Raw genomic sequence first — 15,659 nt, forward strand, 5'->3', positions numbered from 1 at the left:
TATGAAGAAAAAATATTTAATTATCTTAATAAGTATACTAGGAATAATTATTTTTTGTTTTGGCATAAAAAGTATAAATGAATTTTCCGTGAGTAGTAACAAAATAGAAGAAAAAAATAAAAATTCTTTAAAATCGAGAGATGGAATAGTGGGAGTTAAACAACCGTTTCCTTTCTTAAAAAATAGTAAAGAAGTTGAAAATAATCTACTAGAAAATGCTAAATATAGCATAGAAGATCAATTTATCCTTCTACAAAAAGATAAATTACCAGTAGCAGAACAAAAACTTTTTGCTAATAATAAAGATTCAAAACAATATATACTAGGTTATTTAGCAGGAAAGAAATCAAAACCTTATGAGGAAGGAGAAACTGTTGAGTTAAATAGAAAATATCCTTATTATGTTCAGTGGGATAGAAGATGGAGCTATAATAAACTTGGAGACATAAATATAGCAATTGGGGGCTGTGGTCCTGCTACAGTATCTATGGCTATAAGTGGTTTATTAAATGATAATACTATAACTCCAGATAAAATTGCAAAAATTGCTGATGAAAATGGATATTTTACAGATGATGGAATAAAATGGAGTTTCTTCGATTTTATAACAAAAAAATATAATTTGCAGACGAAAAATGTTTCAATAAGTAAAAAGTCAATAGATGATGTTTTACAAAAAAATAATCCTATTATAACTTCAGTAAAACCAGGTAAATTTACAACAGTAGGCCACATTGTACTAATTGTAGGGAAAGATAATGACGGTAATTATATAATAAATGATCCAAATAGCTATGGGAGAACATTAAAAAAATGGAGTTATGATGAGTTGAAAACAGAAATTAAGTCTATGTGGGAAGTATCAAAATAATTTATTAATACAAGCAAAATAAACGAATTATATAGTTTTAATAATTATATAATTTGTTTATTTTTTATTAGTAAAAACTAAAATAATTATAGTTGCTAATAAATGGAAATAGACCAATAATTTGCTAAATATATAGAAAAATATTATAATAAATGGTATGTTAAAGGCTTAATAAAGCGATATTTAAATAATATTAAATAGAAAACCTTAAATAAAATTTATAAATGGAGGAATAATAATGTCTGTTCTAGATATAAAAAATTTAGAAGTATCGATAAATGATAAGAAAATATTAAAAGGTCTTAATTTAGAAATAAAATCTGGGGAAATTCATGCAGTAATGGGGCCTAATGGGGCAGGAAAATCTACATTAGCGTCAGCTATTATGGGACATCCTAAATATGAAGTTGATGGAGGTAGTATTTTACTTGATAATGAGGAAGTGCTAGATATGGAGGTAGATGAGAGAGCTAGAGCTGGATTATTCTTAGCTATGCAATATCCTTCAGAAGTTCCTGGAGTACCAACATCTGAATTTATTAAATCAGCTATAAATGCAGGTAGAGAAGAAAGTATTCCACTTATGCAGTATATTAAAAAGCTTGATAAAACTATGAACTTTTTAGAGATGGATTTAAAAATGTCTCAACGTTATGTGAATGATGGATTCTCAGGTGGTGAGAAAAAACGTAATGAAATATTACAAATGATGATGTTAGAACCAAAATTTGCTATTCTTGACGAGATTGACTCTGGATTAGATATAGATGCATTAAAGATTGTATCAAAAGGAGTTAATAAAATGCGTGGAGAAGATTTTGGTTGTTTAATTATTACTCACTATCAACGTTTATTAGATTACATTGAACCAGATTTTGTTCATGTGTTAATGGATGGGAAAATAGTTAAAACAGGAGGACCAGAATTAGCACTTCGCTTAGAAAAAGAAGGATATGATTGGTTAAAAGAAGAGGTTTAATATGGAAAATAATAAATTAAAACTTAGTATAAAAACATTACAGAATATTTTTTCTGATACTAATGAACCTGAGTGGTATTTAAATACAAGAAAATTGGCTTTATACAAGAGTTATACTTTACCTTTTCCTAAATTAGAATCAATGAATTTAGAAAATTGGAATCTTTTTAATGTTGATTTTAGTAAATTGCGTATTGTAGAAAATACCATTAATATTGAAGAAATATTAGAAAAATATAATGTAAATAGGGATGATTTTGTAGTTATTCAAAAAAATAACACTTTGGTTTATGTGAATATACCGGAAAAATATGAAAATAAAGTAAAAATAAAAAATATATTTTCTGCTATGAATGATGATCATATTAAAGATAGTTTTATGAGCGTTGTAGACTATGCAGAAAGTAAAGTAACGTCAGTACATTATACATTATTAAACGCAGGATTATATGTAGATGTAGTTGATAATTCAGAAATTGATGAACCTTTACAATATATAGTTATTTCAGATGGTGAACAAAGCTTGTTTAATCATGTTACGTTACAAGTTGGAAAGAATGCTAAATTCAACTTTATTGAAAATTATATAAATAATATTGAAAAGGATAGTGAACCATTCAATATCGTTACAGAAGTAGTAGCTCATGATGGAGCAAAGATAAATTATAGTTCAATAACTAATCAGCCTGGAGCAAAGAGAGGAACTATTTTAAGACGTGGTTTAACATATAGAGATGCATTAATTAACTGGAATGTTGCAGCAATGGATGAGGCTAATGTGTATCATGATAATACAACACATATTCTAGGTGATGGTTCAGAAGCAAATCTGAAAATTGTTACATTAGGTGTTAAAGAACAGAAGACATATTTTAATAGTGAAGTTGTAAATCAAGGATTAAATTCAAAAGGAGATATTCTTCAACATGGTGTTCTTCTTGATAGATCACATATAGTATTTAACGGTATTGGTTTTATTGTAAAAGGTGCGACTGGATCTAATGCTTATCAAAGCTCTAGAATGTTAACTTTATCTTCGGATGCTAAAGCTGATGCAAATCCAATGTTATTAATTGATGAAAATGACGTTATGGCAGGACATGGGGCTTCTTTAGGGCGTATCGATGAAGAACAATTATATTATTTACAGAGTAGAGGATTGACTAGAAAAGAGTCTAGTAGACTACTTGTTCATGGATTCTTATCGCCTGTAATTACTGAATTAACTGTTGATAAAATAAAAGACTTAGTAACAATTCTTATTGATGAGAAAATAAATAATAATGAGAGTGAATAAAAATGAAAGATTTAAGCATTTATAGAGATGATTTTCCAATACTAAAAAGAAAAATCAAAAATAATGATTTAATATTTTTTGATAATGGAGCAACAACTCAAAAGCCTATTCAAGTAATTGATGCAATAAGTGATTATTATAAAAACTATAATTCTAATATACATAGATCTGTTTACACTCTTGGAGATGAGTCAGAAAAGATATATGAAGAGTCAAAACATTTAGTTAAAGAATTCATAAATGCTAATAGTCATGAAGAAATTATTTACACTAGCGGAACTACGGAAAGTATGAATTTTATAGCAAGAATAATTGAGCAAGATGTTGAAGATGGAGATGAAATTATTCTTACATATATGGAACATCATGCAAATCTTGTACCATGGCAACAATTAGCGATTAGAAAAAATTTAACTTTAAGATTTTTAGATTTAGATGAGTTAGGAAGAATTAATATTAACCAATTAAAAGAGTTAATAAACGATAAAACAAAAATAGTTTCTATTTGCCATGCATCTAACGTATTAGGAAATATTAATCCAGTATATGAAATAGGTAGTTTATTAAAAGATAAAGATATATATTTTGTAGTTGACGCTGCACAATCAGTTCCTCATATGAAAATTGATGTAGTCAAAATGAATTGTGACTTCCTTGCATTTAGTGCACATAAAATGTGTGGACCAACTGGAATAGGCGTCTTATATGGAAAAAAGAATCTATTAGAAAAATTTGATCCAGTAGAATTTGGAGGAGGAATGATAGGAGTTGTTGAAGAAAAATCATCAACATGGGCAATTCTTCCAGATAAATTTGAAGCAGGTACTCCTTTGTTGGCTGAAGCAGCAGGACTAGGAGCAACGATAAAATACTTAGAAGATATAGGTTTAGAAAATATCGAGAGTTATACTAAAGAATTAACTAAGTATTTATATGATGAGTTATCTAAAATAAGTAATATTAAAATATATGGAACAAATGAGATCAGTGATAGAGTATCATTAGTATCTTTCAATTTAGAAGGAGTTCATCCACATGATTTAACTAGTTTTTTAGATGAAAAAGGAATCTGTATAAGAGCTGGTCATCAGTGTACTCAGCCATTGCTTGGTAAGTTAGGCACATATTCAGTAGCAAGAGCTAGTCTATATTTTTATAACACAAAAGAAGAAATAGACTTCTTTATTCAAGTGTTAAAAGAAACAAAGGAATTTTTTGAAAATGAGTTTTAATGGATTAAAAGATTTATATAAACAAGTTATTTTAGATCACAGCAAATATCCCCGTAATAATGGTGAAGTTGTTGATGGATACAAATTAGAAATGTTAAATCCGTCATGTGGTGATAAAGTTACTGTTAGTATGGATATTGAAGATAATATAATAAAAGATATTAAATTTGTTGGAACAGGATGTTCTATTTCATTAGCATCTGCTTCTATGTTAACTGAGGAACTAAAAGGATTATCTGTTTCAGAAGCAAATTTAAAAATTAAAGATTTCCTTAATATGATAATGGGAAATGATTTTAACGAAGATAATTTAGAAGACAGTCTAGCACTTCAAAATATATCTCAACTACCAGCAAGGGTAAAATGTGCTACACTTGCGTGGAAAATAACTGAAAAAATATTAGAAGAAAACAATAAATAGAAGAAGGAGTGATAGTGTTGAATAAAAACGAAGAAATGTTTACCGAGTATCAGTATGGGTTCTCAGATAAAGATGTATCTATTTTTAAAACTGAAAAAGGACTAACTAAAGAAATAGTTGAAACTATCTCCAAAAGAAAAGAAGAGCCACAATGGATGTTGGATTTCCGCTTAAATGCATTAAAAGAGTTTTATAGAATGCCAATGCCTACATGGGGTGGAGATTTATCAGAAATTGATTTTGAAGACTTAACATACTATGTAAAACCATCAGAAAAGACGGAACGTTCATGGGATGAGGTTCCTACTGAAATAAAAAATACATTTGAAAAATTAGGTATTCCTGAAGCTGAGCAAAAATATCTTGCTGGGGTTTCTGCTCAGTATGAATCTGAAGTTGTTTATCATAACATGCATAAGCAGTTTGAAGAACAAGGAATTATATTTGAGGATACCGATACAGCTTTAAAAAACCATGAAGAAATTTTTAAAAAATATTTTTCTAAAGCAGTCGACTTTAATGATAATAAATTTGCTGCATTAAACTCGGCGGTATGGTCAGGAGGTTCATTTATATATTGCCCTGAAAATGTCTCTATTGAAGCACCGCTTCAAGCATATTTTAGAATTAATAGTGAAAAAATGGGGCAATTTGAGCGTACACTTATCATTATTGAAAAGAATTCTTCTTTACATTATGTTGAAGGATGTACAGCACCTACATATTCTGCAAGTTCCCTTCATGCAGCAGTAGTTGAAATTTTTATTAAAGAAAACGCAAGATTTAGATATACGACAATTCAAAACTGGTCAACTAATGTATACAATTTAGTAACAAAACGTGCAATAGTTGAAAAAAATGGTACTATGGAATGGGTTGATGGAAATCTAGGTTCTAAACTTACTATGAAGTATCCAGCATGTGTATTAGTAGGTGAAGGAGCTAGTGGTAGCACGTTATCTATTGCAATGGCAAGTGAAGGTCAAGTACTAGATGCTGGTTCTAAAATGATTCATTTAGCTCCTCGTACTTCATCGACTGTAGTTTCAAAATCAATGTCAAGACGCGGAGGAAAAGTTAACTATAGAGGTTGGATTAATTTTGGAAAAAATTCAGAAGGTTCTCGTTCGAATATCGAATGTGATACACTAATTTTAGATGAATATTCAACTTCAGATACTATTCCATACAACATTATTAAAAATTCTGATGTTTCTTTAGAACATGAAGCTAAAGTATCTAAAGTTTCTGAAGAGCAATTATTCTATCTTATGAGTCGTGGTTTAGATGAAGGTCAAGCTACAGAAATGATAGTAATGGGATTCATTGAACCATTTACAAAAGAATTACCAATGGAATATGCTGTAGAATTAAATAGATTAATTTCATTTGAGATGGAAGGATCAATTGGGTAAATAATAAGAGCTTTTTATAAGCTCTTATTTTTTATGTAATTCGTTTTCATTACTCTATAGAAATTTTCAATAAAATATGATAATATAGTATGTAATAAATATTGAAGAGGTACATTATGAAAAGAAGAAGAGATTATAAAGAGAATTTTGGAAGTAACAATCAAAATAGTAATTCTAATAATCAACAGTATAATGAAAATTATGAAAACTACAATAATGGAAATTCATATGAAGATAATCAGAATTATGGCAATTATAATAATGGAAATCTATATGAAAATAATCAGAATTATGGCAATTATAACAATGATAATTCATATGTAAATAACCAAAATTATAGTGATAATTCATACAACAACTATGATAACTATAATACTCAACAGTATAATAACTATGGAAATAATGAGTACTCTAATTATGAGAATAACAACTCATACAATAATTATGAAAATTATAATTACGATCCTAACTTATCGGATGAATATTATGATGATACGCAAAATGAGTTTTATGAAGAAGAACCTGAAGAACAGAAACCAAAGAAAAATCTATTTCTAATTTCATTTCTAAGTGCACTTGCTATTTTACTAGTTGCTGGGGGAGCTTATTTCGGTTATACAAAATTTATAAAGGAATCTAAGCAAACTGTCGATTTAAGTCAATATGAAATAGAGTTTTCTCCGTATGGTGAAGATGGTGAGGGAAAACCTTCTGCTGATATTAAAAAAATTCCAAGTGTTGAATCGAGCGATGCATCAGTTAAAGAGTTCTTACAAGATCCAGCAATTACTTATAATAAAAATAACAACTTAAGAAATGGGGACAAAGTTGAAGTTAGCATTACCTTAAGTAAAGCAACTGCTAATTCAAAAAAATTAGAATTAGTAGGAGAATTTAAACGAAGTTATACAGTAAAAGGACTAACGCAAAAACAGAAAGATAATACAGTAGTTAAAGAAGAAAATAATAAGAGCAGTAGTACTAGTACAAATACATTTAGAGAAAATAGCTCTGTAGATACTAAAAAGCTTTCTGAATCTGATTTGGAAACTTGGGCTAAAACAATTTATATTAAAGATAATAACAGGAATTCGACTAGATCAGATTACTCTGCAGATGTATGGTTAGGTAACGATAATCTTGCATATGTAAATGTAAAACGCGGGGATAATACAGTTGCGAAATATCGTGTAAATAGTCGTGGTCAATTGGAGCAAAATTCTAGTGGTTCTAGTTGGAGCGTTGTAAGTAGTGTATATACAGAGTAATTTAAATATTTTCTTATAGTCAAATAATAAAAAAAACTAATAATAGGCAATGTATAGGCATTCAATTATTAGTTTTTTTATTAATTTTTTTATAAAAAACTTTAAATAACTCTTGTAATTAAATAAAAATAATGAGATAATATAATATATAATGTAAAATAGTAAGAGGAGACATACACATATGACAAAGATACTAGCTATTAACTCAGGGAGTTCATCTTTAAAATTCCAATTATTTGAAATGCCTGAAGAAAAAGTTATTACAAAAGGATTAGTAGAAAGAATAGGAATTGAAAATAGTGTGTTCACTATTGAATTTAATGGTGAAAAAAATAAAGAAACTGTAGACATTCCTAACCACGATGTAGCAATTGAAATGTTATTATCAAAATTAACATCATTAGGAATTGTTTCTGATGTAAAAGAAATTGAAGGAGTAGGACACCGAGTTGTTCATGGTGGAGAGTTTTATGATGCATCAGTTTTAGTAACAGATGAAGAATTAGCAAAAGTTGACTCTATTGAAGACTTAGCACCATTACATAACCCTGCTAACATTAAAGGTGTTCGTTCATTCCAAAAAGAATTACCTGGGGTACCTAACGTACTAACATTCGATACTGCCTTCCACCAAAGTATGCCAAAATCAACTTATATGTATGCAGTACCAAGAGAATTCTATGAAAAATATGGAGTTCGTAAATATGGTGCACACGGAACAAGTCACAGATATATTGGTGAAAAAGTTGCTGAAGTATTAGGTAAAGATCCAAAAGAATTAAAAACTATTTCATGTCACATTGGAAATGGTGCTTCAATTTGTGCCATTAAAAATGGTAAATCATTTGATACTTCAATGGGATTCACTCCATTATCAGGTTTAGTAATGGGAACTAGAACAGGGGATATTGATCCAGCTACAATCCCTTATATTGCTGAAAAAACTGGTCTAACTCTAAACGAAATTTTACGTATCTTTAACTTCGAATCAGGATTAAAAGGAGTATCTGGTATTTCTTCTGATTTACGTGATGTTGAGGATGCAAGATTCACAGACCCACACGCAGCTGAAGCTATCGATGTTTATATTAATAGAATTAAACAGTATGTAGGAGCTTATGCGGCAGCAATGAACGGAGTAGATGCTATTGTATTTACTGCGGGTGTTGGTGAAAACGCAACTTGGGTACGTGAAGAAGTATTAGAAGGAGTTTCATTCTTAGGTGTAGAAATTGATAAAGAGAAAAACAATGTTCGTGGAAAACTAACAGAAATCTCAACTCCAAATTCAAAAGTAAAAGCATTTGTAATTCCAACAGATGAGGAAGTTATGATTGCTAGAGATACTTATAACTTATCTAAATAATTTTAAAAAATACAAGGCTGGGGATTAATTCTCCAGCTTTTCTATTTAGAAAGGATTATATGGAAACAAAAAGCTTTAAAGAAAAATTTGGAACAGCAATCGAAGTGCTAGAAATAATAAATAAAGCAGGATTTGAATCATACTTTGTAGGTGGTTGTGTAAGAGACTATATATTAAATAAAAATTTTTCAGATATAGATATTACAACAAATGCATTACCAGAGGAAATAAAAGAAATTTTTTCAAAAACAATTGATACAGGGATTCAACATGGTACGGTTACTGTTTTATACAAAAACAATTCATATGAAATAACGACGTTTAGAACAGAAGACAACTATAGTAACCACAGATCACCTGATAAAGTTGAATTTGTAAATAACTTAAAAGATGATTTAGATAGAAGAGACTTTACTATTAATGCCATGGCCCTTGATATAAAAGGTTGCATTTATGACTTTCATTCAGGAGTTAATGATATAACAAATAAAATTATAAAAACTGTAAATAATCCTAATGAACGATTTTTTGAAGATGCACTTAGGATGATAAGAGCATTTCGCTTTTCTTCTAAATTAGGGTTTAGTATTGAAAATAACACATTTAATGCTATTTGTAAAAATTCAAAATTAATAGAGTATGTATCGATTGAAAGAATTATTACAGAGTTTAAAAAGCTATTTGAAGGAATGGGTAATAAAAAAAGTTTTGAATTACTATTGAAAAGTGGGATAAACATTTATATTCCTTTTTTTAAATATGTAAAAAAATATAATGATTTTTCTAAGTATACATTTTGTCAGATTATGTATTACCTAATGTTTTTTAATAAAATACCAATTTCTGAATTGAAAAAATTAAAATTATCTAATAAAGAAGTTTCAAAAGTTAAAGAATATGACTTAATATACAGTAATTTCAACTTAAATATACCAATAGAAAAAATTCTTTATCAATATAGTTTAGAAGACGTATTATTTATTTCAAGATTATTTAATTTTATGGAAGACAGGAAGATTTTGAATACAAAGCTAAATATAAGAAGTTTTAATGATGTCAATATTACTTCAAAAGAGATTATTGAATTAGTCAATAAGACACCTGGTCCATGGATAAAAGATATAATAAAAAAAATTGAAAACAATATTTTATTAGGTAGACTAAAAAATGATAATAATGAAATCATTAAATTTATTAAAGAATTAAATTAATATTAGTATTTTATAGAAAGTGAGGTGAGAGAATTTGAAAAATAAACCTTTTTGTGTAGTTGATATTGAGTTAACTGAAGATAAAGAAATTATACAATTTTCTGCAACAAAATTATCAATTGATTTTAAAAAGATTTCAAGTATAGATTATTACGTTAAACCCAAAAAAGAAATATCTAGTTTTGTTTCAGAATTTACAGGAATAACACCAGAAATGCTTGAAGATAAACCACTCTTTAAAGAAATTGCTTATGGTATATATGAGTATATAAAAGATTGTACATTGGTTTGTCATGGATTGCAGTCTGATTATCTAGTAATAAAAAAGAACTTTATGAAGGTGGGTATAAAATATATACCTTATAGAACAGTTGATACAGTTGAACTTGCTAGGATATTATTTCCAACTCAAAAGAGTTACAGATTGGTAGATTTGTCTAATTCTTTAAACCTCTACTCTGGTACAGGGTATCATAATGCACTAATTGATGTTGAAGTTACAGTTAACTTGCTAAAAAAAATTGCTGAAAAAATACAATATATAGATGAGAGTAACTATTTGAAAGTTAAAGAGATTTTAAAAAGAAAAGAAACGGGATATTTTGAATTCTTTAATTTATGTAGGAAAGATAAGTTTGAGGATTCAGAGGATAATTATATTATATTTGATGGAATAAAATTCAAAAAAATTAGAAATAATAATCTAAAACCTATAGAAAAAGGTAATATTTTATTCTCATGTATTGATGAGTATGATTATATAAATATTAATAATATAGATAATTATGAAGTTCTTAAGCAAAAAAACGAATATGTCCCATTAAATATATTTTCTATGTTCTCTAAACATAGAAATTCAAATTTAGATAATTTGTTAATTAAACTGTATATTTGGGTGTTAGAAACTGAATCCGGAGATTTATCAGAATTAAATCTATTATCTTCTGAACTAAAATTGTTAGAAGACATTAAAAATCTGATAAATATTAGTTCTAAATCATACTATTTTGAGAAAAAATATATTGCATCTAAGTCTAAAGAGAATATTGTAACAAATCATAAAAATATAGAGTTTCTCTTTAGTAAAGATTATTTTAATAAATATAAACTTATTTTTGATGATAAGAAGATTCTTGGAAGGGAATTAAATATACTTAATGTAGAATATTATCATTATAGACAAGTAATTACAGAGTTGAATATTGTTATTTCTCAAAATCCTGCATTAAAATACTTAAGAGAAATTCAAAATAATTTAAATAGCTTAGTAAAATTTCTTCATGAAATGTATATTTCTGAAAGTTTATATTTATATAATGATAGTTTAGATTTTATTGTTCAAGATATAGATGAAATTATTAAGGTAGTAAAAAAATATTCAAAAAAAATTCCGTTAACAAAAGTATTTTTAAATAACCTTAAAAAAACATTAACTAATGAAAAAAATAGTTATAAATTCGAAATTATTGATCAAGAAAATAGTCTATTTTTAAAAGTTATAAATGAAAAAAATGTAAAGAATATAATTAATACTATCCATACTAGAGATACTAAATATTTAAGAAAAAAAACTAAATTATCAATTTGTTATTTAGATAATTTAAATGAAATAAATACTGCTAAAACATTAGGGAAAATTTTATATGTATTTAAGAGTGATAAATATAGAGACTTATTTTTTAGCAGAAGAGAAAAAAAATCGAATGTTAAATATGTGAATTTCACATCAACAGATTCATTTAGTGAACTATTTACTGATGTTAACAAAAATATAAAACCAAGTTATATATGTTTTGCTACCAAAGATATATTATATTATAAGTATTATTTAAACAAAATTTTTGATAATATAATTGTGCTAAATAATGCAGAACTATAATTATTTAAATACTTATAAATTATTTTGTGACGAATATTTTAAAATATAAGATTTTATGGTATAATTTTAATAGTTTTTATATTATGATTATACTGAATAATAAAGAATAATCAAGGAGGAGTATTAGTTTGAATATTAATAATTTAAAAGAACAACTAGGAAAAACAGTTACTCTTGGTGCTTGGATTGCAAACAAGAGAAGTAGTGGGAAAATAGCATTTTTCCAATTACGTTATGGAACAGGTTTTATACAAGCTGTTGCATTAAAAGAATCTTTAGGGGAAGAACGTTATCAACAACTACGTCATTTACCTCAAGAGTCATCAATTAAGGTGACAGGATTAGTAAAAGAAAATGATCGTGAGTTATCAGGAATTGAATTAGAAATTCAAGATTTTGAAGTAGTTTCTGAAGCTATTGACTATCCAATAACACCAAAAGAACATGGGGTTGAATTTTTAGCTGATAATCGACATATTTGGATTCGATCAAAAAAACAACATGCAATTTTAACTATTCGTAATCAAATAATTAAATCTACGTATGACTTTTTTGAAAAAGAAGGATTTATTAAAACTGATCCACCAATTTTAACATCATCTGCTCCAGAAGGGACAACAGAATTATTTAATACTAAATATTTCGATGAAGAGGCTTATTTATCTCAATCTGGGCAATTATATTTGGAAGCTACAGTAATGTCATTTGGTAAAGTATTCTCGTTTGGTCCGACATTTAGAGCTGAAAAGTCTAAAACTCGTCGTCACCTTATTGAGTTCTGGATGATTGAAGCGGAAATGGCATTCTGTAATCATGACGAAAGTTTAGCGATTCAAGAAGCATATGTTAACTACCTACTAACAGAAGTTATTGAAAAATGTCAAGAACAACTAAAAATCTTAGGACGTGATCTAGAATCTCTTAATGCTGCTCGTGGAGAGTTTCCTCGTATTAAATACAAAGATGCTATTAAACTATTAAAAGACAATGGATTCGATGATATTGAATATGGTGATGATTTTGGATCACCACACGAAACATTTATTGCTAATAGCTATAATAAGCCAGTATTTATTACTCACTGGCCATTGGATATTAAGCCTTTCTACATGATTGAAGACCCTAATGAACCAGGCGTAGTGTTATGTGCTGATTTAATTGCACCAGAAGGATATGGTGAAATTATTGGTGGCTCTCAACGTATAGATGACTATGATAAATTACTTGAAAATATTAAAAAACATGATTTAAATCTTGATGCATATGGATGGTATCTAGATTTAAGAAAATATGGTTCTGTGGAGCACTCAGGATTTGGATTGGGATTAGAAAGAACAGTAGCTTGGATTACAGGAAATGGACATGTTCGTGAAACTGTTCCATTCCCAAGATTATTAAACAGATTAACACCATAGGAGCTTAAAAATGATCAATATCAATACAAATGGATTATTAATTGATACTGATTTTCTTATGAATTATAAAAAGCATAACTTATCTGGAGAAGAGGCTTTGTTTCTTCTTCAGATAAATTATTTAACAGAACAAGGGAAAAAACTCTTCTCTGTAAACTCGTTTTCTGCAGCATTAGATATGGCAGAAAATGAGGTTTTTGACAAGTTAAATATTTTATTAAGAAAAGAAGTAATTAAATTAAGTAAAGACAACAGAATTTACTTTACAATTTTCTCAAATGAAGGATATTATTCACTTAGAGAATTGTTAAAATTAGTAGAAAGAGTTTCTTCTAAAGTTATGACATCTAAGGAGATAGATATTGTAACTTCGTGGTTTGATAAGAAGTATACAAAAGCAGAAATAGATGAAGCATTAAGCATTTCTACTAATATTAATTATGTTAATGGAATATTAAATAATAAAAGTATAAAAGAACAAAATATAAATTATGAAAGTGACGATAATTTAGGATATGACTGGTTTGGTAGATAAAGATTTACAAAATAAAGTTAAATTAATTACACAATATCTTGATAAAAACTTCCCTAATGTAGATTGTGAACTTAATTTTTCAAATAATCTTGAATTAATTATTGCGGTTTTATTATCAGCCCAATGTAAAGATGAGTATGTTAATAGAGCTACAAAAAAATTATTTGAAAAATATAAAACTATTGATGATTATGCTGATGCAAAAGTTGAAGATATTGAAAAATTAATAAAAACATTAGGGTTATATAAGGCAAAATCAAAGAATATTGTTGGTATGGCAAATATGTTAAGAGATGTGTATGATTATAAAATACCTACTACTCGTGAGGAACTTATAAAGCTACCTGGGGTAGGGAGGAAGACGGCAAACGTTGTATTATCAGTTGGTTTTAATATACCGGCAATAGCAGTAGATACTCATGTAGAAAGAGTAGCTAAAATGTTTGGTTTGGCAGATAAAAATGATAATCCGCTTCAGGTTGAAAAAAAATTAATGGAATTATTTCCAATGAAAGACTGGGGAAAAATACATCATCAGTTAATCCATCTAGGACGTTATAAACTTCCTGCGAGGGGAGAAAAAAATTTAGATGCTGAATTAGAAAAACTACTGGTAAAAAATTAGAGGAGAATTATATGTTATTTATATTTATAACTGCATGTTTTTTAATTTTATTGGATCAACTTAGTAAAAATTTTATAGTGAATCATTTTACGTTAGGAGAAAGTAAAGAAATAATTTCAAATTTTTTTAATATTACATCTCATCGTAATAGAGGAGCAGCATGGGGAATCTTACAAGATAGTAGGCTGTTCTTTATTGTAGTAACTTTAATTTTTATGACTATCTTATCTTATTATTTATTTAAACATAAAGGGAAATTAACTAATTTTGATAAAATTACTTTTTCACTAATTTATGCAGGAGCTATAGGTAATTTTATTGACCGTTTAACACGTCATGAGGTTGTTGATTTTCTAGATTTTAGAATTTTTGGATATGACTTTCCTATCTTTAATTTAGCAGATTGTTTTATTTGTGTAGGTGTGTTTTTCCTAATGTTAAAAATTTATAATGAAGAAGATAAAAATGTATAACAGGAATGACTTAAAATGAGTTATTCCTTTTTTTCTTGTAATCTTATATAATAATAATGTATAGTTCTCTAGTTTTAAAGGAGTAAAAAATTATGTATTATCATATATATAAAAGTGAAATAGGTAAAATATATTTAGTTTCAAATGGCCACGCTTTATGTGGATGCTATTTAGAAAATCAAAAAAATTTCCCAAAAGAAATATTAAATTACCAAAAAGATGCTTCATTAAAAATATTTAATGAAGCAACGAATTGGTTAAAAAGGTATTTTAAAGGAGAAAATGTAGAAAATAATGAGATATTATTAGAAGTGAATGGAACAGATTTTAGAAAAAACGTTTGGAATATTATAAAAGGTATTCCTTATGCAAATACAGTTACATATAAACAAATAGCAGATACTATTATTAAAAATAATAAATTAAAATCTATGTCATACCAAGCTATAGGAAGTGCTGTAGGTTATAATCCATTGTTAATCTTCATTCCATGTCACAGGGTAATAAGAAGTGATGGAAATATAGAAGGCTATTCTGCTGGAAACGAAATTAAAAAGTTCTTATTAAACCTAGAGTGTGATAATAATAAGAAATTATAATAATGGCGGTATATAGAAGAAATTTCAAAATTATGGTATAATAATAAGGATTAAATTGTTTATAGGAGAAACA

15 protein-coding genes are annotated in these 15,659 nt (G+C 27.5%); all 15 read left to right on the top strand.

Annotated elements, in window-relative coordinates; translation table 11 throughout:
• Position 1: 1 nt before the first annotated feature.
• The 15 genes from T369_RS0103800 (at position 2) to T369_RS0103870 (ending at position 15,586) form a co-directional block, all read left to right on the top strand.
• Positions 2-871: a C39 family peptidase gene (locus T369_RS0103800; protein ID WP_031551939.1), complete on the top strand. Its 870-nt coding sequence runs from the start codon at positions 2-4 to the stop codon at positions 869-871.
• Positions 872-1,109: 238 nt separating this feature from the next.
• Positions 1,110-1,850 carry a Fe-S cluster assembly ATPase SufC gene (gene sufC, locus T369_RS0103805; protein WP_031551942.1) on the top strand — a complete coding sequence of 247 codons (741 nt, stop codon included), beginning with the start codon at positions 1,110-1,112 and terminating at the stop codon, positions 1,848-1,850.
• 1 nt (position 1,851) lies between these two features.
• Entirely contained in the window at positions 1,852-3,147 is a 1,296-nt protein-coding gene (sufD, locus tag T369_RS0103810) for a Fe-S cluster assembly protein SufD (RefSeq protein WP_031551945.1), read from the top strand.
• A gap of 2 nt (positions 3,148-3,149) precedes the next feature.
• Complete coding sequence (locus T369_RS0103815; RefSeq protein WP_031551949.1) at positions 3,150-4,379, top strand: aminotransferase class V-fold PLP-dependent enzyme; 1,230 nt, start codon at positions 3,150-3,152, stop codon at positions 4,377-4,379.
• Positions 4,369-4,800: a Fe-S cluster assembly sulfur transfer protein SufU gene (gene sufU, locus T369_RS0103820; RefSeq protein ID WP_031551952.1), complete on the top strand. Its 432-nt coding sequence runs from the start codon at positions 4,369-4,371 to the stop codon at positions 4,798-4,800. Before T369_RS0103815 ends, sufU begins: the two co-directional genes overlap by 11 nt.
• 35 nt (positions 4,801-4,835) lie before the next feature.
• Positions 4,836-6,215 carry a Fe-S cluster assembly protein SufB gene (gene sufB / locus T369_RS0103825; RefSeq protein WP_031551954.1) on the top strand — a complete coding sequence of 460 codons (1,380 nt, stop codon included), beginning with the start codon at positions 4,836-4,838 and terminating at the stop codon, positions 6,213-6,215.
• Positions 6,216-6,331: 116 nt separating this feature from the next.
• Positions 6,332-7,483 (top strand): DUF4366 domain-containing protein, encoded by a 1,152-nt coding sequence (locus T369_RS0103830; RefSeq protein ID WP_051618961.1) that lies wholly within the window; start codon positions 6,332-6,334, stop codon positions 7,481-7,483.
• Positions 7,484-7,664: 181 nt separating this feature from the next.
• Positions 7,665-8,849 (top strand): acetate/propionate family kinase, encoded by a 1,185-nt coding sequence (locus tag T369_RS0103835; RefSeq protein ID WP_031551959.1) that lies wholly within the window; start codon positions 7,665-7,667, stop codon positions 8,847-8,849.
• Positions 8,850-8,908: 59 nt separating this feature from the next.
• Positions 8,909-10,060: a CCA tRNA nucleotidyltransferase gene (locus T369_RS0103840; RefSeq protein WP_031551962.1), complete on the top strand. Its 1,152-nt coding sequence runs from the start codon at positions 8,909-8,911 to the stop codon at positions 10,058-10,060.
• A 34-nt stretch (positions 10,061-10,094) separates the two neighbouring features.
• Positions 10,095-11,939: an exonuclease domain-containing protein gene (locus T369_RS0103845; protein ID WP_031551965.1), complete on the top strand. Its 1,845-nt coding sequence runs from the start codon at positions 10,095-10,097 to the stop codon at positions 11,937-11,939.
• A 128-nt stretch (positions 11,940-12,067) separates the two neighbouring features.
• Positions 12,068-13,354, top strand: a complete 1,287-nt coding sequence (asnS, locus tag T369_RS0103850; protein ID WP_006365020.1) for an asparagine--tRNA ligase — start codon at positions 12,068-12,070, stop codon at positions 13,352-13,354.
• A 10-nt stretch (positions 13,355-13,364) separates the two neighbouring features.
• Positions 13,365-13,889 (top strand): DnaD domain-containing protein, encoded by a 525-nt coding sequence (locus tag T369_RS0103855; RefSeq protein ID WP_006365021.1) that lies wholly within the window; start codon positions 13,365-13,367, stop codon positions 13,887-13,889.
• Positions 13,870-14,514: an endonuclease III gene (gene nth, locus T369_RS0103860; RefSeq protein ID WP_051618962.1), complete on the top strand. Its 645-nt coding sequence runs from the start codon at positions 13,870-13,872 to the stop codon at positions 14,512-14,514. The genes T369_RS0103855 and nth overlap by 20 nt, the downstream gene beginning before the upstream one ends.
• A gap of 11 nt (positions 14,515-14,525) precedes the next feature.
• Entirely contained in the window at positions 14,526-14,987 is a 462-nt protein-coding gene (gene lspA / locus T369_RS0103865) for a signal peptidase II (protein ID WP_031551973.1), read from the top strand.
• A 92-nt stretch (positions 14,988-15,079) separates the two neighbouring features.
• Entirely contained in the window at positions 15,080-15,586 is a 507-nt protein-coding gene (locus tag T369_RS0103870; RefSeq protein WP_031551976.1) for a methylated-DNA--[protein]-cysteine S-methyltransferase, read from the top strand.
• The last annotated feature ends 73 nt before the right edge of the window (positions 15,587-15,659 follow it).

The sequence above is a fragment of the Gemella sanguinis ATCC 700632 genome (genome assembly GCF_000701685.1).
In the GTDB taxonomy this organism is placed as follows: Bacteria; Bacillota; Bacilli; order Staphylococcales; family Gemellaceae; genus Gemella; species Gemella sanguinis.

Coding starts and splice junctions, on each gene's coding strand:
- T369_RS0103840 (WP_031551962.1), top strand. CDS start 8,909: ATGGAAACAAAAAGCTTTAAAGAAAAATTTGGAACAGCAATCGAAGTG.
- T369_RS0103800 (WP_031551939.1), top strand. CDS start 2: ATGAAGAAAAAATATTTAATTATCTTAATAAGTATACTAGGAATAATT.
- sufD (WP_031551945.1), top strand. CDS start 1,852: ATGGAAAATAATAAATTAAAACTTAGTATAAAAACATTACAGAATATT.
- nth (WP_051618962.1), top strand. CDS start 13,870: ATGACTGGTTTGGTAGATAAAGATTTACAAAATAAAGTTAAATTAATT.
- T369_RS0103855 (WP_006365021.1), top strand. CDS start 13,365: ATGATCAATATCAATACAAATGGATTATTAATTGATACTGATTTTCTT.
- T369_RS0103870 (WP_031551976.1), top strand. CDS start 15,080: ATGTATTATCATATATATAAAAGTGAAATAGGTAAAATATATTTAGTT.
- sufB (WP_031551954.1), top strand. CDS start 4,836: ATGTTTACCGAGTATCAGTATGGGTTCTCAGATAAAGATGTATCTATT.
- T369_RS0103830 (WP_051618961.1), top strand. CDS start 6,332: ATGAAAAGAAGAAGAGATTATAAAGAGAATTTTGGAAGTAACAATCAA.
- lspA (WP_031551973.1), top strand. CDS start 14,526: ATGTTATTTATATTTATAACTGCATGTTTTTTAATTTTATTGGATCAA.
- T369_RS0103815 (WP_031551949.1), top strand. CDS start 3,150: ATGAAAGATTTAAGCATTTATAGAGATGATTTTCCAATACTAAAAAGA.
- sufU (WP_031551952.1), top strand. CDS start 4,369: ATGAGTTTTAATGGATTAAAAGATTTATATAAACAAGTTATTTTAGAT.
- sufC (WP_031551942.1), top strand. CDS start 1,110: ATGTCTGTTCTAGATATAAAAAATTTAGAAGTATCGATAAATGATAAG.
- T369_RS0103835 (WP_031551959.1), top strand. CDS start 7,665: ATGACAAAGATACTAGCTATTAACTCAGGGAGTTCATCTTTAAAATTC.